The sequence below is a fragment of the Streptomyces sp. NPDC050509 genome (assembly GCF_044457965.1).
Taxonomy (GTDB): Bacteria; Actinomycetota; Actinomycetes; order Streptomycetales; family Streptomycetaceae; genus Streptomyces.
Map to the genome: position 1 here is coordinate 728,135 of NZ_JBITHL010000001.1, position 25,383 is coordinate 753,517.

Consider the following 25,383-nt stretch of genomic DNA (forward strand, 5'->3'; position numbering starts at 1 on the left):
CTGTGGCTCCACCCCTGACGGCTCTGCGCTCCGCCACCCCTCAGGACAGGGCGGCCTCGGTGCCGACCTCTTCGGCCAGTGCGCGGAAGCGCAGTCCGGCCTGGCTCTCGTAGCGGGGGTTCCAGGCGACGGCGAGGCCGAGCCGGGGCTGGGGCACCTCGGTGATGAGTTCGCGGAACTCCACACCGTCGCGGCCCTTCCGGGCGGCGCTGGAGGGGACGAGGGCCACCCCCATCCCGCTGCCGACCAGGAAGAGCACGGTCTCCACCTGCACCGCCTCCTGGGTGACCCGCGGCGTCACCCCTGCCTCCCGGAACAGCATGGTGGACAGGGCGTGCAGACCGGGGATGGCGTGCTGGGTGTAGTCGATGAACGGCTCGTCCGCGAGATCCCGGAGTGTGATCCGCTTCTGGCGTGTGAAGCGGTGTTCCTTCGGCAGGGCGAGGACGAAGCGGTCGGCCTCCACCGTGACGTACTGGAGGTCGCTGCGGCGGACGAGGGGGACACGGACGATGCAGACGTCCAGTGTGTGGCGTTCCAGGGAATCGATGAGGCCCGTGTTGGTGTCCTCGGTGAACTTCAGTGTGACGCCCGGGTAGGTCCCGCGGAAGGCGCGCAGCAGCAACGGCAGCAGCCGGTTCTTCGCGGACCCGACGAAGCCGACGCGCAGGGTGCCGGTGGCGCCCGCGGCGGTGGACTCGGCGACCCGCGCCAGTTCCGCCGCGTGGAAGACGGCGGCGCGGGCGTGTTCCAGCGCCGCCTCGCCGGCCGCGGTCAGTTCGACGCTGTGGGTGGACCGGACGAAGAGCCGGGCGCCGATCTCGTCCTCCAGCTTCCGGATGGAGACCGAGAGCGGGGGCTGTGTCATGTGCAGACGATCCGCCGCCGTACGGAAGTTGAGGGTTTCGGCCACCGCCAGAAAATGCCTGAGCTGCCGCAGCTCCATGGTGATACCTCACGTGTATCAAGAGTTGGCGAATGGGCTGCGGGCATTGTATGACCACGGCGGGGTCGGCAGGGTGACTCGCACCACACACGCACGGACAGCACCCAGGGAGCCGCCCCATGTCAGCCGTGCCGTCTCCGCCTGTTCCGACAGGCTTCGAGCAGGCATTCCGTCCGCGTTCTGTCGCCGTGATCGGCGCTTCGGACGACCCGAGCAGGATCTCAGGACGGGCCTTGCACTACCTGCGCCGTGCCGGTTACCGGGGCAGCGTCTACCCCGTCAACCACAAACGGTCGACGGTGCAGGGGCTGCCGGCGTACCCCACGCTGGACGCGGTGCCCGAGGTGCCGGACATGGCGCTGATCGGCCTCCCCTCGCGTCTGCTCAAGCAGGCGGTCACCGACTGTGTGGCGAAAGGCGTGGGCGCCGCGGTGATCTACGCGGCCGGCTTCGCCGAGACGGGCGAGGAGGGCCAGGCGCTCCAGGAGGAGCTGGCGGACATCGCCCGGCGGGGGAATCTGCGGCTGTTCGGCCCCAACTGTCTGGGCCTGCTGCACGCGGCCAGTGGCTTCGTCGGCACCTTCAGCAGCGCCTTCGACGAGGCGATTCCCACCGGCGGCAACGTCGCGGTGGTCAGTCAGAGCGGTGCGTACGGCGGTCATCTCGCCTATCTGTGCCGTCGCCGTAACATCGACGTCGGCTATTGGGTGTCGACCGGGAACGAGGCCGGCACCGATGTCGCCGAATGCATCCACTGGCTCGCCCTCCAGGACGACGTGTCGGTGATCCTCGCCTATGCCGAGGGTGTACGGGACGCCGGGCGGCTGCGTACCGCGCTGGCGGTGGCGCACGAGCGGCGCAAGCCGGTGGTGTTCATGAAGGTCGGGTCCTCCGACGTGGGCGCCGCCGCGGCGCAGTCCCACACCGCCTCGCTGGTGGGCAGTGACACCGTCTACGACGCGCTCTTCCGGCAGTACGGCGTGCACCGCGCCCGTACCACCCAGGAGCAGGTCGATCTGGCGTACGCGTGCAGCAGGGGTGTGCTGCCGGCCGGGCGCAGGGTGGGCGTCGTCACCGTCTCCGGCGGCTTCGGTGTGCAACTGTGCGACGCCGCCGAGCGGTACGGGCTGGACGTCGCGGGCCTGCCCGAGGAGGCCAGGGCCCGGCTGCGCGAGATCAACCCGATGGGAAGCGACGACAACCCCTGCGACACCACGGCGGGCTGGCTCAACGACATGAGCCTGATCACCGACACCTACCGCGTCATGTACGCCCAGGGGGACTACGACAGTGTGATCGGCTCGTTCACCATGCTGCCGGACTCGCCCACGTACGGCGAGTCCATCAAGGAGGCCATCCGCAAGGGCACGTCGGACTTCATGGACCGGCCGACCGTGCTGTGCATGGAGGCACGCCCCGAGGTCGTACGGTCCTACGAGGAGGCGGGCTTCCTCGTGTACGACGACTCCGAGCGGGCCGTCGCGGCCCTCGACGGGCTCGCCCGGCTGCGGGAGGGGTTCGAGCGTCCGCTGCCCGCGCCGGACGGGGCGGCGGCGCCGCGCCGGGAGGTGCCGGACGGGCCGCTGTCCGAGGCCACCGCACAGCGGCTGCTCGCCTCGGTGGGTGTGCCGTTCCCCGACTCCCGGCTGGTGACCTCGGCCGCGGAGGCCGCCGAGGCCGCGACGGCGACCGGGTTCCCGGTCGTCATGAAGATCGTCTCGCCCGACATCCCGCACAAGACGGAGATCGGCGGTGTGGTGCTCGGTGTCGCGGACGCGGAGGCCGCGTTCACCGCGTTCACCGCGCTGACCGGCCGCGCCGCCGCGGCTCGGCCCGACGCCCGGGTGGAAGGGGTGCTCGTCTCGCGGACGGCGCCGCCCGGCGCGGAGGTGATCGTGGGTGTACGGCGCGACCCGGTCTTCGGCCCGGTCGTGATGTTCGGCACCGGCGGGGTGCGGGCGGAGCTGTTCCGCGACGTCGCGACCCGGGTCGGCGCCGTCGACCGGGACGAGGCGCTGCGGATGATCACCGAGACGCGGGGGCACGCCCTGCTGACCGGCTTCCGCGGCCTGCCCGAGGCCGATGTCGACGCGGTCGCCGATCTGCTGGTGACGGTCTCCGCGTTCGCGGTCGCCCACGCCGACCGGATCGAGACCCTGGAGCTGAACCCGGTGGTCGTCCGGGAGGCCGGACAGGGTGTGCTGGCCCTGGACGCCCTGGTGGTGCCGCGCGGGGTGACCTCATGACGATGGATCCGCAGAGGCTGCTGCGGCGGGAGTTCGCACCGGTGCGCCAGCGGTACACCGCCCGGGACTCCGCCCTCTACGCGCTGAGCCTGGGGGTCGGCGCCGATCCGCTCGACGCCCGCCAGCTCGCGTATGTGAGGGAGGAGGACGCGCGGGTCTTCCCCACCCTGCCGAACGTGCTCGGCTACCCCGGTTTCTGGGCCCGCGAGGCGGACACCGGGATCGACTGGCGGCGGCTGCTGCACGTCGAGCAGTCGATGACACTGCACGCGCCCCTGGCGCCGCAGGGCGAGGTGGTGGGCCACACCCGGGTCACCGGCGTCGTGGACAAGGGCGTGGCGAAGGGCGCGCTGCTCCACCAGGAGCGGCGGATCGTGGAGGCCGGCAGCGGACGGCTCCTGGCGGAGGTCGGCCAGGTCAGCCTGTTGCGCGGCGACGGCGGCTGCGGCAGCACGCGGGACGCCGCCGCGCCGCCGCACCGGATGCCCGGGCGGCCCCCGGACGCGGTCCGCGATCTGCCGACCCTGCCGCAGGCGGCGCTGCTCTACCGGCTCAACGGCGACACCAATCCCGTGCACGCCGACCCCGCGACCGCGCGTGCGGCGGGGTTCGACCGGCCCATCCTGCACGGGCTGTGCACCTTCGGCGTGGCCGTGCACGCCCTGCTGGCAGGCGCCCTGGACTGGGACGAGTCCCGGCTGCACCGGCTACGGGTCCGCTTCACCGCCCCCGTACTCCCCGGGGAGACGCTGCGGACCGAGTCCTGGACCGACGGGGACGTCGTGTCCTTCCGCACCACCGCGATCGAACGCGGCACGGTCGTCCTGGACGCCGGCCGCGCCGACCTGATCCGGCCCGACACGGCCTGATCCGACCCGACCCGATACGACCTGATCCGCCCCGACACAGCAGGAGCCGCACCATGGATCTGGAACTCAGCGACAAGACCGCCGTCATCACCGGCTCGGCCCGGGGACTGGGCGCGGCGACAGCCCACCGGCTGGCACGGGAGGGCGCGCGCGTCGTCATCACCGACATCGACGGGGCGGGCGCGGAAGCGACCGCCAGGGAACTCACCGATCTGGGCCACCGGGCGATCGCGGTCCGGGCCGACATCACCTCGGGCGCGGATGTGGAGGCCCTGGTCTCGACGGCCGTCGAAGAGTTCGGCGGGGTGCACATCCTCGTCAACAACGCCGGCTTCCCCCGCGACACCCTCCTCACGAAGATGACGGACACCGACTGGGACTCGGTGATCGAGGTGATCCTCAAAGGGTCGTTCCTGGCCACCCGGGCCGTCATGCCGCATCTGATCGAGCAGCGCTGGGGCCGGGTGGTCAACATCTCCTCACGCAGCTATCTGGGCAACCCCGGCCAGGCCAACTACTCCACCGCCAAGGCCGGCGTTCTCGGCTTCACCCGTGCGCTCGCCGCCGAGCAGGGGCGGTACGGCATCACCGTGAACGCCGTCGCCCCGGGCTTCATGGAGACCGAGGCCGTCCGCGCGCTGGACCACTACGAGAAGATCCGGGAGAAGGCGGTGGCCGCCCAGCCGCTGCGCCGTACCGGGCAGCCCGCGGACATCGCGGACGCGGTGGCGTTCCTCGCCTCGGAGCGCGCCTCCTTCATCACCGGCGAGACCCTGCACGTGACCGGCGGCCGCTTCGGCTGACCGTCCGGCGCCGGGGCACCCGCCCCGTCCACACCACCCGCCCGTCCACACCGCCCGCCCGTCCACACCGCTCACACCGTCCACTCCGTCCCCGTAACTCCTCCTTCGCCGCCGCAACCCCCCACGGGCCGCGCCGACTTGCCCGCACGAATTCCGCGGTGCCGCCGAAGTTCCCCAAGCCTGCCCGATGATGTCAATGGAGATATCCCATGGCCGCTTCCCAGGAAGCCGTCGCCGGGGCACGACGCCCCGTCGGCTCGTCACCGTCCCCTGGCCGCAGCAGAGCGCGTTTCCTGATCGTGGCGCTGCTGTTCCTGGTGTCCACGCTCAACAACGCCGACCGGGCGATCCTGTCCATCACCGGCACCGAGATCCAGGACCAGGTCGGCATCAGCGATGTCACCCTCGGCTACCTGTTCTCCGCCTTCTCCTGGGCCTACATGCTGGCCCAGTTGCCCGGCGGCTGGATCGTGGACCGGTGGGGCGCCCGCCGGGTGTACGCGGGCAGCATTCTCGCGTGGTCGGTGGCGACCCTGCTCCAGGGCTTCGTCCCGCTGTTCGGACTCGCCTCGGCGATGATCGCGCTGTTCGTCCTGCGGATCGCGGTCGGCCTGGCCGAAGGTCCCGCCTATCCGGCCAACGGACGTGTGGTGGCGACCTGGTTCCCGGCCGCCGAACGCGGCACCGCCTCCGCGATCTTCAACTCCTCGCAGTACGCGGCGCCGGTGGTCTTCACCCCGTTCATGGCCTGGCTCACACACGGCTGGGGCTGGCCGTCCGCGTACTTCGTCATGGGCGGTGTCGGTGTCGTGCTCAGCGTCTGGTGGTGGATCGCCTACCGCCAGCCACGTGAGCACCCGCGCGTCAACCAGGCCGAGTTGGACCACCTGGTCGAGGGCGGCGCGCTCGTCGACATCGAGGAGGCCGCCGCGGTCGGCACCAAGGACGGTGTCGACACCTGGTCCGTCGTACGGCAACTTCTCAGCAGCCGGATGATGATCGGCATCTACCTGGGCCAGTACTTCATCACCACGATCGTCTACTTCTTCCTGACCTGGTTCCCGATCTACCTGATCAAGGAACTGGGCATGCCCCTGCTGGAAGCCGGGTTCACCGCGTCCATCCCCGCCCTCTTCGGCTTCGTCGGAGGCATCCTGGGCGGTCTGCTCTCCGACGCCCTGCTGCGCCGCGGCATGTCGGTGACCGCGGCCCGGAAGATCCCCATCGTCACCGGGCTCCTCCTGTCCACCTGCATCATCGCCTGCGCCTGGACCTCGACACAGACCGTCGTCATCGTCCTGATGGCCGTGGCGTTCTTCGGCAAGGGGCTCGGCAGTCTCGGCTGGACCGTCGTCTCCGACACCTCCCCGAAGGAGGCCGCGGGCCTCTCCGGCGGCCTGTTCAACACCTTCGCCAACCTGGCCGGCATCACCACCCCGATCGTCATCGGCTACGTCGTCGACATCACCGGGTCCTTCGACGGCGCGCTGATCTTCGTCGGCGCCTCCGGCCTCGGCGCGGCGCTGTCCTTCCTGCTGGTCGTCGGCCGTATCGAACGCATCCGTCTGAAGGAGACCACCGCATGACGGCAACGGACGCCTACGCGGCCTGGAAGGGGCGGCGCGAGAAGGCCGAGGACACACTGAGCGCGGACACCGCGTCCCGGCTGGCCGCGACCTTGGACCATGCCCCGGCCGGGACGGACGTCGCACCGCTCCTCGCCCACTGGCTCTGTTTCCTGCCCTGTACACCGCACAGCGACCTGGGACCCGACGGACACCCCCGGCGCGGCGGCTTCCTGCCCCCCGTCCGGCTGCCCCGCCGCATGTGGGCCGGCGGCGCGCTCCGCTTCCCGGGGGCGCTGCGCACCGGTGTGCCCGTGCGCCGTACGTCGGTCGTCGCGGACGTACGGGAGTCCGAGGGGCGCAGCGGCCCCCTGGTCTTCGTCTCCGTCGACCACGAACTGCGGCAGGAGGGCGCCCTGGTCCTCACCGAGCGGCAGGACATCGTCTACCGTGCCGCCGCCGGCCCCGCGGAATCCGTCGCGGCACGGGAGCGGTCGCCGGAGGAGGCGCCCGCGCCCGGAACCTGGCAGCGCTCCCTCGTACCGGACCCGGTGCTGCTGTTCCGCTACTCGGCGCTGACGTTCAACGCGCACCGCATCCACTACGACCGTCCCTACGCGCGGCAGGAGGAGGGCTACCCCGGACTGGTCGTGCACGGGCCGCTGACCGCGACGCTGCTGCTGGACCTCTACGTACGGCAGCGGCCCGACGCTCGGGTCACCGGCTTCCGCTTCCGCGGGGTACGGCCCGCCTTCGACGGCCGGGAGCTCACCCTGCACGCCACGCCGACCGGGGCCGGCGCGGTCCTGTACGCCGCCGACGACCGGGGCCGGACCGTGATGAGCGCCGAGGTGGACGCCGTATGACCGGCACGGACCTCACCGCGCGGCGGTCGCTGCTGTTCGTCCCCGCCGGCGACGAACGCCTGCTGGCGGGGGCCCATCGGCGGGGCGCGGACGGGCTGATCCTCGATCTGGAGGACGCCGTCCCGGAGTCCGGGAAGGAAGCGGCGCGCCGCGAACTGCCCGGCCATGTCGACCGGCTGGCTTCGGAGGGCCAGTACCTGGTGGTACGGACCGGCTCGGCCCGCGAGGACTGGGAGAAGGATGTGCGGGCCGCGCTCCGTCCTGGCCTGCGGGCGGTGATGCTGCCCAAGGCCGAGCGTCCGGAACAGCTCGCCGGGATGGCCGCGTTCCTCCGCGTGCTGGAGGAGGAGCGGGGGCTGCCCGACGGCTCGGTCGGGCTGATCGCGCTGATCGAGTCGCCGGCCGCGCTGTTCGCGCTGACCGCCCTGGCAGGGGCGCCCCGGGTGTGCGCGCTGGCGTTCGGCAGTGAGGACTTCTCGCTGGCGCTGGGCGTGGCGCCCACGCCGTCGGTGCTGACCGAACCGTGCCGCTGGATCGCACTGGCCGCCTCGGCCGCCGGAATCGCCTCCTTCGCGCTGCCGCTCTCCCTGGCCCTTCTGGACCGGCCCGACGCACTGGCGGACGCCGCGCGGCAGGCCCGGGAGCTGGGCGTCACCGGAGCCCTGTGCGTCCACCCGAAGCAGGTGGCGGCCGTCCACGCGGCCCGGGCCCCGGACGAGGCCGGGACCGCCTGGGCCCGCAGGGTGACCACCGCCTGGGACACCGCCCGCGCCGGCGGGCACACCCCGGGCGTCCTGCGCGTCGACGGACAGATGGTCGACGCGCCCGTCCTGCGCCGCGCACGCGCCCTTCTCTCCGCGGCCGAGGCCGCGGAACAACACACAGGAACAGGAACAGGAACAGGAACCGGAACCGGAACCGGAACCGGAACCACCGACCATGGAGGTGACAGATGAGCGGCGCACAGGTCCGCCTGGACGTCACGGACGGGGTGGCGACCGTTGTCTTCGACAACCCGCCCCTGCACGTGTGGAACGCCGCGATGACCCGCGGCCTGACCGAGGCGCTGGACGCCGTGGAGAACGATCCGTCCGTCGGCGTCGTGATCCTGACCGGCGCCGGGGACCGGGCGTTCTGCGCGGGGTCCGACATCGTCGAGTTCGCGCCGATGCGGGCGCCGGGCGAGGCGGTGGCGAAGAAGCTCCGCCCGCAGCACGAGCTGTTCGCGCGGCTGGCGGCCTTTCCCCGGCCGGTGATAGCCGCGCTGAACGGGCACACGCTCGGCGGTGGTCTGGAGATCGCCGTCTGCTGCGATCTGATCGTCGCCGAGGAGCAGATCAGCATCGGCTCGCCGGAGATCACGCTCGGAGTCTTTCCCGGCAGCGGGGGCACGTTCCGCGTCGCCCGTCGTATCGGGACCGGGCGCGCCAAGGAGATGCAACTGCTGGGCGAGCCGGTGGACGCGGCGACCGCGCTGGCCTGGGGCCTGGTCAACCGGGTCGCGCCGCGTGGCGGTGCGGTCGGGGTCGCCAGGGAGCTGGCGGACGTTCTGCTACGGCGTCCGCCCCGCGCGACGGTCCTGTGCAAATCGGTGATCGACGCGGCCCACGACCTCACCGAGGAGGAGCTGATCGAGCGTTCGCTGGCCGCGAGCGACGAGGCGTTCACCTCCGCCGAGAGCGCCGAGGGTGTGCGGGCGTTCCTCGCCAAGCGTGCCCCCGACTTCCGGGCCCGCTCCGTCAGCACCGTCGAGCCCGTCAGCAGCGTAGAGAAGGAGACCCCCGCATGATCCGCGCGGCGATCGTCGCCCCTGTCCGTACCCCCATCGGCGCCTTCGGCGGCGGCCTGCGGCACGTTCCCGTCGAGAAGCTCGGCGCCGCCGTCGCCACGGCGGCGGTCGAGCGGGCCGGTCTCGACCCCGCCCTGATCGAGGATGTGGTATTCGCGCAGTCCTACGCCAGCAGTGAGACGCCCTGCGTCGGACGCTGGATCGCGCTGGAAGCCGGATTCCCGGTCGAGGTCGCCGGGATGCAGCTCGACCGGCGCTGCGGCGGCGGGCTCCAGGCGATCGCGACGGCGGCCATGATGGTGCAGTCGGGGGCCGCCGAGGTCGTCATGGCGGGCGGCGTCGAGAGCATGAGCAATGTCGAGTACTACACGACCGACATGCGCTGGGGCGGACGCTTCGGCTCCACCGTCTTCCACGACCGGCTCGACCGGGGCCGCGAACGGGCCCAGCCCGTGGAGCGGTTCGGGGAGATATCCGGGATGATCGAGACCGCCGAGAACCTGGCCCGTGACTACGGGATCAGCCGCGAGGAGGCCGACGCGTACGCCGTGCGCAGCCAGCGGCGGGCCGCGGCGGCCTGGGACTCCGGCGCGTTCGCGGGCGAGGTCGTCCCGGTGACGGTGCCACGGCGCAAGGGCGCTCCCGTAGTCGTCGACCGCGACGAGGGCCTGCGTCCCGACACCACGCCGGAGAAGCTGGCGGGGCTGCGTACGGTGGAACCCGGTGGGACCGTCACCGCCGGGAACGCCTGTCAGCAGAACGACGCCGCTGCGGCCTGCCTGGTCGTCGCCGAGGACCAGTTGGAGCGGCTGGGACTGACCCCGATCGCGTACCTCAAGGGCTGGGCCGCGGCGGGGTGCGAGCCCTCCCGGATGGGTATCGGCCCGGTCCCCGCCACCGGTCGGCTCCTGAAGCGGCTGGGTCTGGGTCTGGCGGACATGGACCTGATCGAGGTCAACGAGGCGTTCGCCTGCCAGGTGCTCGCGGTGCTCAAGGAGTGGGGCATCGACGACGCGGAGCGGGTCAATGTCAACGGTTCGGGTATCTCGCTGGGCCACCCCGTCGGTGCGACGGGCGTACGCATCATGACCACGCTGCTCCATGAACTGGAGCGCAGAGAAGCCCGGTTCGGACTGGAGACCATGTGCGTCGGAGGAGGTCAGGGCATTGCTGCCGTCTTCGAACGCCCCTGAGGAACGGCGCGGCCCGCTGGCGGGGCTGCGCGTCGTGGAGGTCTCGGCCTTCGTCGCGGCCCCGCTGGCGTCCATGACCCTGGCCCAGTTGGGCGCCGAGGTGATCCGTATCGACCCGGTCGGCGGAAGCATCGACTACCACCGCTGGCCGGAGACCCAGGACGGGACCAGCCTCTACTGGGCCAGCCTCAACAAGGGCAAACGGTCGGTCACCCTGCCGCTGGACACCCCCGAGGGGCAGCGGGCGGCGGCCGACATCATCTGCGCGGACGGCCCGGGCTCCGGCATCCTGATCACCAATCTGCCGGGGCGCGGCTGGCTCGACTACGCGCGGCTCTCCGCGCGGCGGCCGGATCTGATCATGATGCGCCTGCTCGGGGACCACGACGGCTCCCCTGCGGTCGACTACTCCGTCAACTGCGCCAGCGGCTTCCCGCACGCCACCGGTGAGGGACCGGCGCCGGTCAACCATGTCCTGCCGGCCTGGGACGTGGCCGCCGGGCTCTACCTGACGGTCGGGCTGCTGGCCGCCGAGCGCCGCCGGCGGGCGACCGGAGAGGGCCAGGAGGTGTCGCTGGCCCTCTCCGACGTCATGCTCGCCACGGTGGGAAACCTCGGCTACCTGGCGGACGTCCAGATCAACGGCGCCTCCCGGGAGCCGATCGGCAACAGCCTCTACGGCGCCTTCGGACGGGACTTCGGTACCGCCGACGGCCGCCGGGTCATGGTGGTGGCCCTCACCACCCGCCAGTTCCGGTCCCTGGGCCGGGCCACCGGTCTCACCGAGAAGCTGGAGATGACCGGCCCGCTGATGGACGTGGACCTGACGACGGAGGGCGGGCGGTACACCGCCCGGCATGCCATCGCCGCGGTGCTCGAACCATGGTTCGCGTCCCGGACGCTGGACGGGGTGCGCGCCGTACTCCAGGGCTCGGGGGTGCTGTGGGGCCCGTACCAGACCTTCCGGCAACTGTACGAGGAGGATCCGCGCTGCTCGGCGGAGAACCCGCTCTTCTCCTGGATCGAGCAGCCGGGCATCGGCAAGCTGCTCGCCCCGGGGTCGCCGCTGGTGTTCTCCGGCGACCCGGCGCCCGCCGCCGCGCCGGCGCCCCGGCTCGGCGCGGACACCGGAACCGTCCGCTCCCGGGGAGAGGCCACGAGGAAATAAACGGGACGGCGGCGGGTCAGCCGGTCTCCGGGGGCGCGATGTCCCCGTCGCTCCACGGATCGATGGGCGCGCTCTCCAGGCGGCGCCCCAGCTCGTCCAGGATCCATCCCTGCCGCTTCACCGTCCGCAGCACGATGCCGTGGTCGACGATCTCCAGCCCCGGGCACTGGGCCCCGATCCGGTCCTCCAGGTCGTGGGCGCTGTCCACGGAGTGCAGCCAGGTGGAGAGGAGGATGTTCGTCTCGCCGCTGGTCGCGGTCAGCAGCCGGACGTCCGGCATCCGGCTGAGCCGTTCACAGACCTGCCGCCGCCGCGGGACCGCCACCCGCGCCCACATGAGGGAGGTGACCGGCCACCCCGTGATGTGCTGGGCGATCTCGCAGCGGAACGCGACGGCGCCCGTACGCTCCAGCCGCGCGAGACGGCGACGGGCCGCCGTCTGACTGGTGCCCGTGCGCTCCGCCAGATCGGAGACGGGCAGCCGGCCGTCGGGGGCGAGGGCCAGCAGCAGTTTCCTTTCCGGGCCGTCCAGCGTGCCGGGTACGGCCTGGCGCGGCGCGGTCTCGTCCGCGACGGCCTGGAGGAGCATCTGCTCCGCGCGGGGGAGCGCGTCCAGCCGCCAGTCGCTCCCGGCGACGAGGATGCGCGTGGTGATCTGGGTGTTGACCCGCACCACACCGGGCAGGCGGCTCACCCGCTCCAGGATGAACCGGGAGAGGCCCGGAAGATCCCGGGTGACGGCGTTGACGTGGATGTCCCGGCCGCTGGCCAGCTCCATCACGGACTTCGTCCGCGGGTCCCTGGCCAGCGCGAGCGCCACCGTGTGCCGGGCCGACGGCTCGCAGTCCACGTCGATGAACGCGTTGCACAGCGAGCGCCACAGGCCGGGGCTGCCGGTCGCCGTCACCCAGGCCAGGCCGCGGTCCGAGATCCGCCCCCAGCGGCGGGCGACCGTCACCGCGCTGAGGCCGAGCACCTCGCTGATCGCCGTCCAGGAGGCACGTGGCGCGATCTGCAGGGCGTGGGCGATGGCCAGGTCCGTCTCGTCCAGCTCGGCCTGGAGCGAGGCGGCGGAATCCTTCACGCGAGGACGATCCATGGCGATTCTCGTCGATTTCCCGGGTTGGTGAACAGGAGATGGCCACGATGGACCATCACCAACGGGCCACGCAAGAGCAGTGGCGGACGGAGTGGTACCTCTTCGGGCACGCCCCGGAGCACACATATCTCTCACGGAAGGCCGGATTCTGATGCCGCAGAGCGAACAGCAGCCGTGGGAATGGGACGAACCGACCTGGCGCGGCCATGTCGGACACGTACGCGCCGGGCGCTCCCTCGCGCCGGACATCTGGCCCGGCGGGGCCCGCTGCGCGGTGGCCGTGTCCTTCGACTCGGACCACGAGACCCCGGCCCTGCGCGACGGCGAGACGCGTCCGGCGAAGCTCGCCCAGGGCGAGTACGGCGCCCGCGTCGCCGTGCCGAAGATCCTCGCCCTGCTGGAGCGCCACCGCGTACCCGCGAGCTTCTTCATGCCCGCCGTCTGCGCGCTGCTGCGTCCGCAGGAGGCGAAGGCCTACACGGCCGCCGGCCACGAACTGGCCGTCCACGGCTGGATCCACGAGCGCAACACGTCGCTCCCCCCGGAGACCGAGCGTGAGCTCCAGTTCAGGGCCGCCGACGCCCTGGAGCGGATCGGCGGCGTACGTCCTGTCGGCATCCGCACGCCGAGCTGGGACTTCTCACCGCACACCCTGGCGATCACCCGTGAGATGGGCCTGCTCTACGACTCCTCGCTGATGGCCGACGACGAGCCGTACGAGCTGGTCGAGGACGGCGAGGCGACCGGCGTGGTGGAGATCCCCGTGGAGTGGATCCGCGACGACGCGCCCTACTTCATGATGGAGCGCTTCGCCTCGCTGCGGCCCTACATCGCGCCGCGCGACGTGCTCCGGATCTGGCAGGACGAGTTCGCCGCCGCGTACACGGCCGGCGGCCTGTTCCAGCTCACCATGCACCCGCACATCATCGGCCACCGCTCGCGTCTGGTCGTACTGGACGAGCTGCTCGCGCACATCGGCGAGCACGACGGGGTGTGGTTCGCCACCCACCGGGAGATCGCCGAGTACTGCCTCACGCGGCACCCGGCCCACTGACCCGCACACCCGCGCGCCGCGCCGTACCCCCGGAACCCGGGGAGGACCGGCCCGTACGGTTGCTCCTCCGGTCCTCCGGTCCCCCGGTCCTCCGATCGCCTGATCCCCTGATCCTTGACGACGACGGCGCCCCCTTGCCCACCCGGCACGGGCCCCGTCCCCGTCACCGGCCGGTCGCACCCCGGCGTCCCGAACCCCCGGGACACCCTCGCGGCCCCCGCTCCCCCGCCGCCGTACCCGCTCCCCCGGCGGCGCGGGCGCACACCGCGCGCCTGTCTCCGGCGCGCCCGTTCCACCAGGTTCCGTCCCGCCTGTCCCGGCACGGCGGAACCGCACCCCCCCACAGGAATCAGGACCCGCACTCCCGCATCCCGATCCGTCCCCCTGTGACGCTCCAAGGAAGGCGAGGAACCCCCTCGTGACAACCGACACCGCCGCATCCGGTACCGCCCCGTCCACCAAGCTGACGCCCAAGCAGCGCAAGGCCATCGTGGCCGGATCCGTGGGCAATACCGTCGAATTCGTCGACTGGGCCCTCTACGGCATCTTCGTGAAGATCATCGCGGATGTCTTCTTCCCGAAGGCCGAAGGAGCTGTCGCACTCCTCTCCACCCTCGCCGTCTTCGCCGTCGGCTTCGTGATGCGGCCGGTGGGGGCCGCCGTCCTCGGCGCGTACGCCGACCGGCACGGCCGCAAGAAGGGGCTCGCCCTCACCATCGGTCTGATGGCGGGCGCCGGTTTCGTCATCGCGATCACCCCCGGATACGAGACGATCGGCATCGCCGCCCCGGTGATCCTGCTGCTGGCGCGGCTCGCCCAGGGCTTCTCCGCGGGCGGTGAGTTCGGCTCGTCCTCGGCGTTCCTGGTGGAGTCCGCCGCGCCGGGACGGCGCGCCTTCGCCGGGTCCTGGCAGCAGGTGTCGGTCGCGGGCGGTGTCCTGATCGCCTCGCTGCTCGGTACCACCTTCACCTCGCTGCTCAGCGAGGACGCCCTGCACTCCTGGGGCTGGCGGGCCGCCTTCATGATCGGCGCGCTGCTCGGCCTCGTCGGGCTCTGGCTGCGCGTCACCGTCGAGGACACCGACTCCTTCAACGAGACCAAGGCCGGCGGACAGGACAGGAAGAACCCGCTGAAGGCCATGTTCGTCGAGCACCCGGCCGCCGCGCTGCGGGTCGCGGGCATCACCGTGGCCGGCACACTGACGTACTACATCTGGGTCAACTACCTGCCGACCTACGCCAGTCTCACCACCGGTATCCCGCTGGAGCGGGCGCTGCTCTCGCAGACCCTGTGCCTGATCGTCTTCATCGTGCTGCTGCCCTTCGCCGGGCTGCTCTCCGACAGACTGGGGCGCAAACCCACCCTGTCGGGGTTCGCCGTGGGATTCGTCCTCCTCTCCTGGCCGATGCTGCACCTCCTGAACGACAGCTTCCTCGTCCTGTTCCTGGTCCAGCTCACCGGCATGCTGCTGATCCTCGGCTACTCCGCGAACTGCGCGGTGATCATGGCCGAGCAGTTCCCGCCGGAGGTGCGCGCCACCGGCATCGCCCTCCCGTACGCGCTGGCCGTCGCCGTCTTCGGCGGAACCGCCCCGTACATCACGACCTGGATGAGCGACTCCGGCCACGCCGACAAGCTCTGGATGTACGTCTCCGGCGCCGCCCTGATCTCCCTCATCATCTACCTGACCATGCCCGAGACGAAGGACAAGGAGTTCGCCTGATGGCGCACGTACTGGTCACCGGCGCCGCGAGCGGCATCGGACGGGCCGTGGCCGAGCACTTCGCCGCGGCCGGCCACCGACTGACGCTCGTCGACATCGACGCCACCCGGCTCGCGGACACCGCGAGCGCCCTGGGCGCGGCCTGCCAGGTCCGCGACCTGTGCTCGGCCGAAGGACCGGCCACCGCCGTCGGCGACGGCTGGCAGACCCACGGTCCTGTGGACGTGCTGGTCAACGCGGCCGGCATCTACCCGTCGCTCGACATGACCGAGGTCACCGCCGAGGGCTGGGACCGCGTCTTCGCGCTCAACACCCGCGCCCCGGTGCTCGCGACGGCCGAACTGGCCCGGCGCGCCATCGCCTCGGGCCGGACCGCCTCGGTGGTCAACATCTCCTCCGGCGCCGCGCTGCGCGCCCGGCCCGGCGGGGGCCCGTACGCCAGCTCCAAGGCGGCGCTGGAGATGGCGACCCGCGCGGCGGCCCTCGAACTGGGCCCGCACGGCATCCGCGTCAACGCCGTCAGCCCCGGCTTCATCGGCGTCGACAGCACCTGCAACCCCGTGGCCGACGAATACGCGGCGGCCGTCTCCGTCAACCCGCTGGGACGGCCGGGGACCCCGGCGGACATCGCCCGCGCGGTCGTGTGGATCGCCGGTCCCGACGCCTCCTGGGTGACCGGCGAGATCCTGCGGGTGGACGGCGGCAGCGGCACCGGCGCGACCCACCTGCCCCGGCTGTGGCCCCCGGCCGGCGGCTCCCCCACGCAGGACACGCACGCGAACACCCCGAAGGGACACACCTCATGACCGGCGATGCCTACACCGTGGTCGGAGCGGGCGCCATCGGCGGCACCCTCGCGCACCGTCTCGCGGCGGCCGGACACCAGGTCACCGTCATCGACACCGACGCCGCCCACGTGGCCGCGATCCAGACGGACGGGCTGACCATCCTGCGCGGCGAGGAACGCGAGAGCGTCCGCCTCGACGCCGCCACCCCCGACACGTACCAGGGACCGCCCCTCGGACGTGTCCTGCTCAGCGTCAAGGCGCAGGCCACCGACGCGGCCATGCGGTGGATCGCGCCGCGCCTCGCCCCGGACGGCTGTGTCGTCTCCGTACAGAACGGTTTCAACGAGGCGCTCATCGCCGAGCACGTCGGCGCGGACCGTACCGTCGCGGCCTTCGTCAACATCTTCGCCGACCTCGTCGAACCGGGCGTGGTGCGGGACGGCGGTCCCGGCGCCTTCGTCATCGGCGAGGTGGGCGGCGCGCCGGTCTCCGCGCGGGTGCGCGCCCTGGTCGCCGACCTCCAGGCGTGGGGCCCCGCCCTGGCGAGCGACAACGTCGAGGGCTATCTGTGGGCGAAGGCCGCGTTCGGCGCGATGCTCTCGGCCACCGCGCTGGCCGACGCCCCCATGGCGGACCTCACGGACCGTCACCGCGCCACGATGTACGCGCTGACCGCCGAGGTGTACGCGGCGGCCGACGCGGCAGGGATACGCCTGGAGTCCTTCGACGCCTTCGAGGCGCCCGCCTTCCGGCCCGGCAACGACCCCGCCCTGCGCGACGCCGCCTGCGACCGGCTGACCGCGTGGCTGCGCACCCAGCCCAAGGACCGCAGCGGCATCTGGCGCGACCTGGCCGTGCGCCGCCGTCCGGTGGAGGTGACCACGCATTACGCGACGGTGTTCGAGCAGGCGCGGCGCGCGGGCCGGGACGCCCCGGTGCTCCGGGCCGTCCTGGACGGTCTGCGGGAACTGGAGCAGGACCCGTCCACCATGTCCGAGTCCCGGCTGGACGCCCTCGACCGCCTCGCCGGGTCCGTCGGTCACCCGGCGGACGCGGGCGGCGGGCGTGACGACCTGCCCGCCGGGCCCGTGCTCACCGACGCACAGGCCGTCGCCGTCCACCGCTGGCTGGACGAGCACCGTGACGCGATGGACGCCGACCTCGCCGCGTACACCTCCCAGGAGAGCTCCAGCGACGACACCGTGTCCCTCACGGCCTGCCTCGACTGGCTGCGCGGCTGGCTCGACACCTCCCTCGGCTCCCCGGCGAGCGAGGAGCTGATCCCGCGCGAGGACGCGGGCGACATCATGATCCGCCGCTACGCCGGTACAGGTCCTTCCACCGGCGCCCCGCTGCTGCTCGTCGGCCACTACGACACCGTCTGGTCCACCGGAACCCTGGCGGACCGGCCCTACCGCCGGGAGGGGGACCGTATCTCCGGGCCCGGCGTGTTCGACATGAAGGCCGGACTCGTCCAGGCCGTCTGGGCGCTGCGCGCGCTCACGGCGCTCGGTCTGCCCCGTCCCGAGTGCACCCTGCTGCTCAACGGGGACGAGGAGACCGGCAGCGAGGCATCGAGCGGCGTCATCGTCGCCGAGGCGCGGAAGTCCCGGGCGGCGCTGGTCTTCGAGGCGAGCGCGGACGGGGCGGTCAAGACGACCCGCAAGGGCGTCGGGCTGTTCTCCCTCACCGTGACCGGTGTGGAGGCGCACGCCGGGCTCGACCCGACGTCCGGTGCCAGCGCGGTCAACGAGATCGCCCGTCAGGTGCTCGCGCTGGAGGCCCTCGCCGACCCGGCGGCCGGGACGACCGTCAACGTCGGCGTGCTGCGCGGCGGCACCCGCAGCAACGTGACGGCGGGAGAGGCGACCGCGCACCTGGACATCCGGGTCGCGACCTCCGGCGAACGCGCCCGCCTGGACGCCGCCCTGGCCGGACTCGCCCCGGTCGACGCCCGGACCGGCCTGAAGGTCGAAGGCGGCTGGAACCGTCCCGTCTTCGAGCGCACCGAGGGCGTCGGCCGGGTCTTCGCCCTCGCCAGGTCCTGCGCCGCGCCGCTCGGTCTCGATCTGCGCGAGACGGCCGTGGGCGGCGCCAGCGACGGGAACTTCATCCTCGCCGCGGGCACCCCCGTCCTCGACGGACTCGGCGCGGTGGGCGGCGGCGCGCACGCCCGCAGCGAGCATGTGACGCTCAGCGGCATGGTCGAACGCTCCGCCCTGGCTGCCGGTGTCCTCGCCGCCTTCACCACCGCCTGACGGCCCCCGTTCGCGGGGGCGGCGCCCTCGCCCGCCCCCGCGAACGCGTGCCGACGGGGCCAGGGCGCGGGGCGCGCGAGGAACCGATCCGTGAACAGACAGCCCTCCTCCTCGCGCTCGGCGAGCGCACCCCGCGCCTCCTGCCGCCCGCGGAGATCACCCCGCTCGCGGAGATGTACGCGTGGCCATGGACCGCGGCGGGCGGCACCGCGGATCGGGGCGGGACGCGTTCCTGAGGCACGGGGCGGGAGGCGGAGCCGACCGGGAGGTACGGGTCCGAGGCGGAGCCGACCGGTCAGCGGGCTCTGCGGGAGAAGCGGGGGCGATCGGGGCCGGCCGGCTCGATGCAGCGGGACTGGACGTGCTCATAGGCCATGGTGGTCTGCACGTCGGCGACTTCTCTGCGTTCGGTGAGGCGGTCGATGACGAAGGCGTACACGCCGTCGACGTCGGCGACGGCGATGTGCAGGAGGAAGTCGTGCGTGCCGGAGGTGACGAACAGGCCGATCACCTCCGGCAGGCGTGCGGCCCATTCCCGGAACCCCTCGATGACGGGGCGGGCCGGGGGCCGGATGCGCACCGAGATGAGTGCCTGGACGGGCCGGCCGGCCGCATCGAGATCCAGGGCGGCGTGGTAGCCGGTGATCACACCGCGCTCGCGCAGCAGCCGTACCCGCTCCAGCGATGTGGAGGGGGAGACCCCGGTCTTGGCCGCGAGGTCGCGGTTGGTCTGCCGTGCATCGTTCTGCAGCTCCCGCAGAAGGGCCAGGTCCAGCGCATCAAGTTCCATGAAATCGACCTTATGGCGTACGACGTGCGGCTACTGGCTGTGTTGCTGGGATTCTCCTTGGTGTCGTCGGCCATGGATATACGAACGAACAGCCCATTCCTCGGCGCGGGGTTGGTGTGATCACCATGTGCCTGCCGCCGCGGTTCCTCCCCGGCTCCGCATGGATGCCGGGGATTTCCCGCGACAGGCGCATCACGTCCGCCGAAACCCTTGATCCTCGCGCATCCGGCGAACGAAGTTCAGAACAGGGCTCGCAGTTCCGCACGTCTGCCTAGTCTCTGCCTACCTGGTCGAACAAACAAAGAGGATCACATGTCTGTGGTGAACGCTCCCGAGACGACGGCGGTCGGCTTCGCGCCCGAGGAGATGGACTACTCCCTGTCCACCCGCCAGGCCCGGCTGAAGTGGGTCGTGGTCGTCGACTCCGGCCTTCCGCCCGGCCGGGCCGCCAACGCCGCCGTCTGCGCCGCGGCCCCCACCGTGGCCTCGGTCCCCGGCCTGCTGGGCACCCACGCCGCCGACGCGGAAGGCGTCGTGCACCCGGGCCTGCCCTGGACGGGCTGCTCGGTGCTCGTCGCCGACTCCGCCACGCTGCGTGCCATCCGTACCAAGGCGATGTCCCGCCCCGACACCTTCGTGGCCGACGTGCCCGCCGCCGCCCAGAGCACCCGCGTCTACAGCGACTTCATCGCGGCCGTGGGCACGTCCCCAACCGAGGACATCGAGTACTGCGCGGTCAGCATCGTCGGCCCGCGCAACCGGGTCGACAAGATCATCGGAAAGCTCCCCCTCATGCCCTGATGCTTTCTCGGCAGCAGCGCACCCAGGGTGGGCCGGCCCGGTTCAGGTGAGGCCGTCGACGAGCATGAAGGCGGCCACGGCCAGCAGCACGACGGCGAAGGTGCGTTGCAGCAGGGGGCCGGTGACCTTGGCAGCCAGGCGTTTGCCGTCCCGGACGCCGAGGATCGCCGCGCCCGCGAAGGGGCCGACCACCGCCCAGTCGATACCGGCGGTGGTGGCGCCGCGGGTGGCCAGGGAGGCCAGGGAGTTCGCCGAGATGACCAGCAGGCTGGTGCCGACGGCGGCCTGCATCTCGAATGCGAGCACGGTGACCAGGGCGGGGACGGCGAGGAAGCCCCCGCCGACCCCGAGGAGCCCGGTCAGCGCACCCAGCCCCGCACCGGCGCCGGCGGCCTTCGTGGGGTGCACCACAGGCATCCGGCCGGTGCTCGCCCGGCCGGGACGCAGCATTCTGACGGCGGCGAGTGCGGCGACGGCGGCGAACGTGGCGGTCAACACCGCTTGGGGCAGGCGGGAGGCGGCGGCTCCGGCCGCGGCGGCGGGCAGGAGCCCGGCCGCGGCGAACAGGGCGCCGGCCCTCCAGCGGACGTTGCCGCTGCGGGCGTGGGCGTACAGGGCGGTGAGCGAGGTGGCGGTGACGATGATCAGGCCGGCGGTGGTGGCGGCGGCCGGGGTGAAGCCGAGCAGATAGATCAGCGCGGGCACCGCCAGGACGCTGCCGCCCCCGCCGAGGGCGCCGAGGGCGATGCCGACCACGGCCCCGCAGATCAGGGCCAGGACCAGCGCGCTCACGCTATGACACCGCTGCCGCCGCCTTCGCCGGTGACCGGCAGGCCCTGGCGTGCCCAGGCGGTCATGCCGCCGGTGACGTCGGTGGCCTCGACGCCCCGTCCGGCCAGCAGCTCGGCCGCCTGCTGGGAGCGGTGACCGGAGCGGCAGATCGTGACCACCGGCTTGCCCTGCGCGGAGGCCGGCAGGGCAGCGCCCGCGATCAGGCGGGAAAGCGGCAGGTGCAGCGCGCCGGGCGCGTGCCCGGACTTCCACTCCGCTGTTTCGCGGACATCCAGCAGTACGGCCTGGCCGTCGCCGGTCTCTTGGTGGGCCTGCTGAGGGGTGAGGCGTACGGGCTGAGGGATGAGGCGTTCGGGGTCGCGGTGAGGATGCGGGGACATGGCCTGATCTCTTTCGTGCGGGTGGTGCGGGTGGTGCGGGACAGGGCGGGTCAGTCGGTGCCGTCGGGGCGGGTGAGGATCAGTCCCGCCTCGGTGGCGGCGTCGAAGCCGTCGTCGACGGCGACCACGTCGCGGCCGGCGGCGTCCAGCAGGGAGGCGGCGATCGCCGCGCGCATGCCGGCGGCGCAGTGCACCCACACCGTCCCGGGCGGTACTTCGCCGATGCGCCCGGGCAGCTCGTGGATCGGGATGTGGACCGAGCCGTCGATGAAGCCGCCCGCGCGCTCGGAGTGCCGGCGCACGTCCAGGACGACCACGCCGTTGCCGCGCTCACGGACATCGGCGAGCTCGGCGAAGCGGGCGCGAGGGAAGGAAGCGAGCCGCTCGCCGGCGCGGACCCAGGTGCCCGGGTCGCCGGTGGCGGCGGCGGCCGGGCGGTCGATGCCCACCCGGGTCAGTTCTCGCTGTGCGTCGGTGATCTGCTCAGAGGTGTCGGCGAGCAGGGTGACGGGCTTGCCCCACGGGATCAGCCAGGCCAGATAGGTGGCGAGCTTGCCCTCGCCCTCGAAGTTGAACGACCCGGTCACGTGCCCCTCGGCGAAGGCCATTCTGCTGCGCAGGTCCACCACCCACTCACCGGCGGCCAGCCGGGAGGCGATCTCCTCGGCGTCCGCACGCCCCGGCGGGGTGAGGTCGACCGGCGCGGGTCCCGCGGCGTTGGCCGGGCCCATGTGCGCGTAGTAGGCGGGCACGTCGTCCAGCCCTGCGAGCATCTGCGCGACGAAGGTGTCCACGTCCAGGGCCAGCGCGTCGTTGGTGGCGCGTTCCTGGCCGATCGTGGTCGCGTCCCCCTCGTCCTGTGAGGAGGAGCAGAAGCTGCCGAAGCCATGGGTGGGCAGCACCGGCACCTCGTCGTCCAGCTCATCGGCCAGGCGGTGGGCGGAGGCATGCTGGGCACGGGCCAGTCGCTCGGTCAGCCGCGGCTCGACCAGATCGGGGCGGCCCACCGTGCCGATCAGCAGCGATCCGCCGGTGAACGCCGCCACACCGCGCCCGTCCTCGGCGAGGACGTAGGAGGTGTGGTGCGGAGTGTGTCCGGGGGTGGCGAGCGCGCGCAGCACCAGGCCCTCGTCCACCGTCACGGTGTCGCCGTCGGCCACCGGGGTGTGGGCGAAGGACACGTGCGCCGCGGCCGGCACCAGGTAGCGGGCCCCGGTCACCCGGGCCAGTTCCAGGCCGCCGGTGACATAGTCGTTGTGCACGTGGGTCTCGGCGACGAAAGCGATGCGCACCCCTCGCCGGGCCGCCGCGGCGATGACCTGATCGATGTCACGCGGCGGATCGATGACCACCGCCGAACGGGGTCCGCCGGACAGGTAGCTGCGGTTGCCCAGGCCCTCGAATTCCAGGATGTCGACGAAGAACACGACGATGACTCCTCTTGAACGATGTACCCATGAGGGGTATTTCAGGATGAAGAGCGCCCCTTGCCGGGTAGCGCCGCACCCCACTCGGGTACGCGGTGGGGTCGCGCGGGGGAAGAGATGGGGACCGTCGCCGCCGTCGGCGGGGGAAGGCCGGCTGATGCTCGGCGGGCGATGTCATGGGCGACGTCGTGCATCCGTGCCACGGTCAACGGGCGTGACCGCGCGGCCCGGTGGACACGTCGACCGGGAGGGCGCGAGGCCCGTTCGCCAGAGGGGGCGGCGCCGTCGGCTGTCACCGGGGCGCCTGTCACCGGCTCGGCTGTCAGCGGGTCGGCTGTCAGCGGGTCGGCTGTCAGCGGGTCGGCACGGACGGGGTCGCGGTCTCCTCGCACGAGGCAGGGCCCGGGCCGGGTGGTGCTGCCGGGCCCTGCCTCAGCCGACCGCGCGGCGGGAGCGGCCGCGATCAGCGCTGTTCGGGCGAGCCTGACGACGGCACGGATTCGTTGAGCGGTACGACGTTGAAGTATTCCTCGATGCGGTCGATGAGGCCGCCGTCGAACCGGAAGTACATCGCCGCGTGTACGTCACTGCGGGACCCGTCGGTCATGGTCAGGTGGAGTACTTGCTGCTGGAGCACTTCGTCGCCGTCCTGGAACTGCCGCAGGATGTCGTACCGAAGTGTCCCGACGTCGGCGGCCAACTGCTTCAGCAGTTCCATGTTCTCGTCGATCGGCTGGTCACCGCTTCCGTCGCTGTGCCACACGACGGCGGTGTCGGTGCACAGGGATCGCATCGTGACGTAGTCCCGCGCCTCCCACTGCCGGAGGTAGTGCACCGCTGCCGCGCGAAGGTCCTGGTCGGGTGTCATTGTTTCTTCCTTTCGGGGTGCGCCGGTTGCGGCGGATGTCAGACGGCGGGGCCGGTGGTGGCGCCGACGGCCGCGTTCTCCTCGAAGACGGGGGCGCGTTCTCCCGCTTCGACGCGCAGGGGGAGGTGGTTCTCCCGGGGTGGCAGGGGGCAGGGGAAGGCCGCCGAGAACATGTGGTGGGGAACGACGGCCCGGTTGAAGTCGAGACGGGCCGTGCCCATGCCGTCCTCGGGCCGGGGCAGGATCAGCCACCGGCCCATGCCGGGCGTGTCCGTACCGCTGGTGCCGTCGGTGAACGTGATCAGCAGGGTGTCGCCGCCCACACCGAACGCCCGGAGCGTGTGCCGCTCGCCTCGCAGATCGAAGACGAGGTCACCAGGGGCCGGGAGAGTGTCCCGCATACTCGGGCTGGTCAGGCGGGTGAATTCCAGGAGGCGTCCGGCATCCGCCGGACGGTACTCCGCCTCGACGGTCCAGGCCGGGTCCCACGGCCACGCCTCGATCCCACGCAGGCCGACGAGGGTGGGCGCGGCCGGATCCCACACGACCAGGACATGGGCTCCCCGCAGTTCCTCGACGGTGCCGCGCCGCCCGCCAGGGAAGGACAGGCGGCTGGCGCTGGTCAGTTCCACCGCGCCGTCGACGGCGCGGTCATCGACGGACACACCCTCCGCACGGGCCGCGGTCAGGGTCAGGCTCTCCGAGAAGCCGGTGGACGTCCACCGCCCCGGAACCTCGGGGAGTTCCTGACCCGGTTCCGTGATCAGTCGATAGGCGACGCGGCCCGCCTTCCCGTCCGGGCCCGCCATCTCCTCCCATCGGCTCCGACGCCACCTGTCGTACCCGGTCAACGCGTCGTCCCCGTCGAAGCAATCGCTGGACACAGTGTTCTCCTCTGTAGGTGGCGTGCCGATGGCGGTCACCCGCGACCGCCGTCAGGACTCACCGCCGGCCGGAAACCTCGACCGGTTCGACGGCCGGTCGATGGTTTGGATGGTGCGTCCGCCCCGAGAGAACAAGCAAAACCGTTTGCTGTTACGGCAAATGCGGAAAGGGCCCCGCGCCGACGGTCGGGCTCTCACCTCACCCTGGAGAACCCGGTCTCCGAAGGACCGGCCGACCGGGAGTCGGCCGGCTTCCGGCAGGGTGGTCGAGTGTCGTGTGGTGCGGCGGGCCGGGCTGGGGAAAACTGGCCGACGGGGACAACCGCCCGGGGAAAGAGACCGCAGGATGACCATGGACGCTCAGCCGGCTCCCGTTCGGGTCCTGGTGTTCGGCGCCGCACTGCGCGCCGGGTCCACCAACGCGCAACTCGCCTCGCTGGCGTCGAACCTGATCGCCGAAACCGGCGCCGACGTCGACCTGGCCAGGATGCGGGATTTCGACATGCCGCTGTACGACGGGGATGTGGAGGATTCCGAAGGGCTGCCCGCCGGCGCCCTGGCCCTGTGCGAACGGATCAAGCGCTGCGACGCGTTCGTGATCTCGTCGCCCGAGTACAACGCCTCCGTTCCGGGCCTGCTGAAGAACGCCATCGACTGGGTCTCCCGAGTACGGCCGCAGCCGTTCAAGACCAAGCACGCGCTGCTGGTCTCGTCCTCCCCGTCGATGATCGGCGGCAACCGCGGCCTGTGGGCGCTGCGGGTCCCGCTGGAGCACCTGGGGACACGGGTCTACCCCGACATGTTCAGCCTGCCCCGCGCGTACGAGGCCTTCACCGAGGACGGCCGGCTCACCCACTCCGGCTCCCAGGAGCGGCTCACCGACACCGTCTGCGGGTTCATGCGACTGGTACGCGCCGACGTGGAGTTCGTGTGCCTGCGGCGCCGCTGGTACGAGTTCCCCGGTGACCGCACCGACGCTCCGGTCACCCACCGGAGCGAGGACTGACCCACGTCTGCCGACCTGCCGTCAGGGAACAAGGGTGGAGATGCGGAACGGGCGGCCCCTCCCGCCGG

General features: G+C 72.1%; 23 protein-coding genes. 15 read left to right on the forward strand and 8 right to left on the reverse strand.

What is annotated here, in order from left to right; translation table 11 throughout:
- Positions 1 to 40 precede the first annotated feature (40 nt).
- A complete protein-coding gene (locus ACIBJC_RS02730; RefSeq protein WP_399286756.1) occupies positions 41 to 946 on the reverse strand; it encodes a LysR family transcriptional regulator in 906 nt (301 codons plus the stop codon).
- A 119-nt stretch (positions 947 to 1,065) separates the two neighbouring features.
- On the opposite strand from ACIBJC_RS02730, the gene ACIBJC_RS02735 reads away from it, so the two are divergent.
- The 9 genes from ACIBJC_RS02735 to ACIBJC_RS02775 all read left to right on the forward strand — a co-directional run bounded on the left by ACIBJC_RS02735 (position 1,066) and on the right by ACIBJC_RS02775 (position 11,445).
- On the forward strand, positions 1,066 to 3,192 hold the full coding sequence (locus ACIBJC_RS02735; protein ID WP_399286759.1) for an acetate--CoA ligase family protein: 2,127 nt from the start codon (positions 1,066 to 1,068) through the stop codon (positions 3,190 to 3,192).
- Positions 3,189 to 4,061: a MaoC/PaaZ C-terminal domain-containing protein gene (locus ACIBJC_RS02740; RefSeq protein ID WP_399286762.1), complete on the forward strand. Its 873-nt coding sequence runs from the start codon at positions 3,189 to 3,191 to the stop codon at positions 4,059 to 4,061. Before ACIBJC_RS02735 ends, ACIBJC_RS02740 begins: the two co-directional genes overlap by 4 nt.
- 53 nt (positions 4,062 to 4,114) lie before the next feature.
- Complete coding sequence (fabG, locus tag ACIBJC_RS02745; protein ID WP_399286765.1) at positions 4,115 to 4,864, forward strand: 3-oxoacyl-ACP reductase FabG; 750 nt, start codon at positions 4,115 to 4,117, stop codon at positions 4,862 to 4,864.
- Positions 4,865 to 5,073: 209 nt separating this feature from the next.
- Complete coding sequence (locus ACIBJC_RS02750; RefSeq protein WP_399286768.1) at positions 5,074 to 6,450, forward strand: MFS transporter; 1,377 nt, start codon at positions 5,074 to 5,076, stop codon at positions 6,448 to 6,450.
- Positions 6,447 to 7,295 carry a MaoC family dehydratase N-terminal domain-containing protein gene (locus tag ACIBJC_RS02755; RefSeq protein ID WP_399286771.1) on the forward strand — a complete coding sequence of 283 codons (849 nt, stop codon included), beginning with the start codon at positions 6,447 to 6,449 and terminating at the stop codon, positions 7,293 to 7,295. Before ACIBJC_RS02750 ends, ACIBJC_RS02755 begins: the two co-directional genes overlap by 4 nt.
- Positions 7,292 to 8,251, forward strand: coding sequence for an HpcH/HpaI aldolase/citrate lyase family protein (locus ACIBJC_RS02760; RefSeq protein ID WP_399286774.1), 960 nt, complete (start codon positions 7,292 to 7,294; stop codon positions 8,249 to 8,251). The genes ACIBJC_RS02755 and ACIBJC_RS02760 overlap by 4 nt, the downstream gene beginning before the upstream one ends.
- A complete protein-coding gene (locus tag ACIBJC_RS02765) occupies positions 8,248 to 9,084 on the forward strand; it encodes an enoyl-CoA hydratase/isomerase family protein (RefSeq protein ID WP_399286777.1) in 837 nt (278 codons plus the stop codon). Before ACIBJC_RS02760 ends, ACIBJC_RS02765 begins: the two co-directional genes overlap by 4 nt.
- Entirely contained in the window at positions 9,081 to 10,277 is a 1,197-nt protein-coding gene (locus ACIBJC_RS02770; protein ID WP_399286780.1) for an acetyl-CoA C-acetyltransferase, read from the forward strand. The genes ACIBJC_RS02765 and ACIBJC_RS02770 overlap by 4 nt, the downstream gene beginning before the upstream one ends.
- Complete coding sequence (locus ACIBJC_RS02775) at positions 10,252 to 11,445, forward strand: CoA transferase (RefSeq protein ID WP_399286783.1); 1,194 nt, start codon at positions 10,252 to 10,254, stop codon at positions 11,443 to 11,445. The genes ACIBJC_RS02770 and ACIBJC_RS02775 overlap by 26 nt, the downstream gene beginning before the upstream one ends.
- Before the next feature lie 16 nt (positions 11,446 to 11,461).
- On the opposite strand, the gene ACIBJC_RS02780 is transcribed toward ACIBJC_RS02775, so the two are convergent.
- Positions 11,462 to 12,529, reverse strand: coding sequence for an Lrp/AsnC family transcriptional regulator (locus ACIBJC_RS02780; RefSeq protein ID WP_399286786.1), 1,068 nt, complete (start codon positions 12,527 to 12,529; stop codon positions 11,462 to 11,464).
- 166 nt (positions 12,530 to 12,695) lie between these two features.
- Here ACIBJC_RS02780 and ACIBJC_RS02785 point away from each other — a divergent pair, with 166 nt between their 5' ends.
- From ACIBJC_RS02785 to ACIBJC_RS02800, 4 genes are all read left to right on the forward strand, one after another.
- Positions 12,696 to 13,598 (forward strand): polysaccharide deacetylase, encoded by a 903-nt coding sequence (locus tag ACIBJC_RS02785; RefSeq protein ID WP_399286789.1) that lies wholly within the window; start codon positions 12,696 to 12,698, stop codon positions 13,596 to 13,598.
- 418 nt (positions 13,599 to 14,016) lie between these two features.
- A complete protein-coding gene (locus ACIBJC_RS02790; RefSeq protein ID WP_399286792.1) occupies positions 14,017 to 15,321 on the forward strand; it encodes an MFS transporter in 1,305 nt (434 codons plus the stop codon).
- The gene (locus tag ACIBJC_RS02795; protein WP_399286795.1) at positions 15,321 to 16,127 is read left to right on the forward strand and encodes an SDR family NAD(P)-dependent oxidoreductase; all 807 of its coding nucleotides are present in this window, start codon (positions 15,321 to 15,323) and stop codon (positions 16,125 to 16,127) included. Before ACIBJC_RS02790 ends, ACIBJC_RS02795 begins: the two co-directional genes overlap by 1 nt.
- A complete protein-coding gene (locus ACIBJC_RS02800; RefSeq protein ID WP_399286798.1) occupies positions 16,124 to 18,367 on the forward strand; it encodes a 2-dehydropantoate 2-reductase in 2,244 nt (747 codons plus the stop codon). Before ACIBJC_RS02795 ends, ACIBJC_RS02800 begins: the two co-directional genes overlap by 4 nt.
- Positions 18,368 to 18,662: 295 nt before the next feature.
- Here the strand turns inward: ACIBJC_RS02800 and ACIBJC_RS02805 are convergent, their stop codons facing one another.
- Entirely contained in the window at positions 18,663 to 19,157 is a 495-nt protein-coding gene (locus ACIBJC_RS02805; RefSeq protein ID WP_399286800.1) for an Lrp/AsnC family transcriptional regulator, read from the reverse strand.
- Positions 19,158 to 19,469: 312 nt separating this feature from the next.
- Here ACIBJC_RS02805 and ACIBJC_RS02810 point away from each other — a divergent pair, with 312 nt between their 5' ends.
- Complete coding sequence (locus tag ACIBJC_RS02810; RefSeq protein ID WP_399286803.1) at positions 19,470 to 19,958, forward strand: DUF2000 domain-containing protein; 489 nt, start codon at positions 19,470 to 19,472, stop codon at positions 19,956 to 19,958.
- 42 nt (positions 19,959 to 20,000) lie between these two features.
- Here ACIBJC_RS02810 and ACIBJC_RS02815 read toward each other — a convergent pair whose 3' ends face one another.
- The 5 genes from ACIBJC_RS02815 to ACIBJC_RS02835 all read right to left on the reverse strand — a co-directional run bounded on the left by ACIBJC_RS02815 (position 20,001) and on the right by ACIBJC_RS02835 (position 24,309).
- Entirely contained in the window at positions 20,001 to 20,750 is a 750-nt protein-coding gene (locus tag ACIBJC_RS02815) for a sulfite exporter TauE/SafE family protein (RefSeq protein ID WP_399286806.1), read from the reverse strand.
- Positions 20,747 to 21,130, reverse strand: coding sequence for a rhodanese-like domain-containing protein (locus tag ACIBJC_RS02820; RefSeq protein WP_399286808.1), 384 nt, complete (start codon positions 21,128 to 21,130; stop codon positions 20,747 to 20,749). Before ACIBJC_RS02820 ends, ACIBJC_RS02815 begins: the two co-directional genes overlap by 4 nt.
- Positions 21,131 to 21,180: 50 nt before the next feature.
- The gene (locus ACIBJC_RS02825; RefSeq protein WP_399286811.1) at positions 21,181 to 22,557 is read right to left on the reverse strand and encodes a rhodanese-like domain-containing protein; all 1,377 of its coding nucleotides are present in this window, start codon (positions 22,555 to 22,557) and stop codon (positions 21,181 to 21,183) included.
- A 463-nt stretch (positions 22,558 to 23,020) separates the two neighbouring features.
- A complete protein-coding gene (locus ACIBJC_RS02830; protein WP_399286814.1) occupies positions 23,021 to 23,425 on the reverse strand; it encodes a nuclear transport factor 2 family protein in 405 nt (134 codons plus the stop codon).
- 38 nt (positions 23,426 to 23,463) lie between these two features.
- Positions 23,464 to 24,309 (reverse strand): DUF1684 domain-containing protein, encoded by an 846-nt coding sequence (locus ACIBJC_RS02835; RefSeq protein ID WP_399286817.1) that lies wholly within the window; start codon positions 24,307 to 24,309, stop codon positions 23,464 to 23,466.
- 346 nt (positions 24,310 to 24,655) lie between these two features.
- Between ACIBJC_RS02835 and ACIBJC_RS02840 the strand changes: the two genes are divergently transcribed.
- Positions 24,656 to 25,315 carry an NADPH-dependent FMN reductase gene (locus ACIBJC_RS02840; RefSeq protein ID WP_399286820.1) on the forward strand — a complete coding sequence of 220 codons (660 nt, stop codon included), beginning with the start codon at positions 24,656 to 24,658 and terminating at the stop codon, positions 25,313 to 25,315.
- Positions 25,316 to 25,383 lie beyond the last annotated feature (68 nt).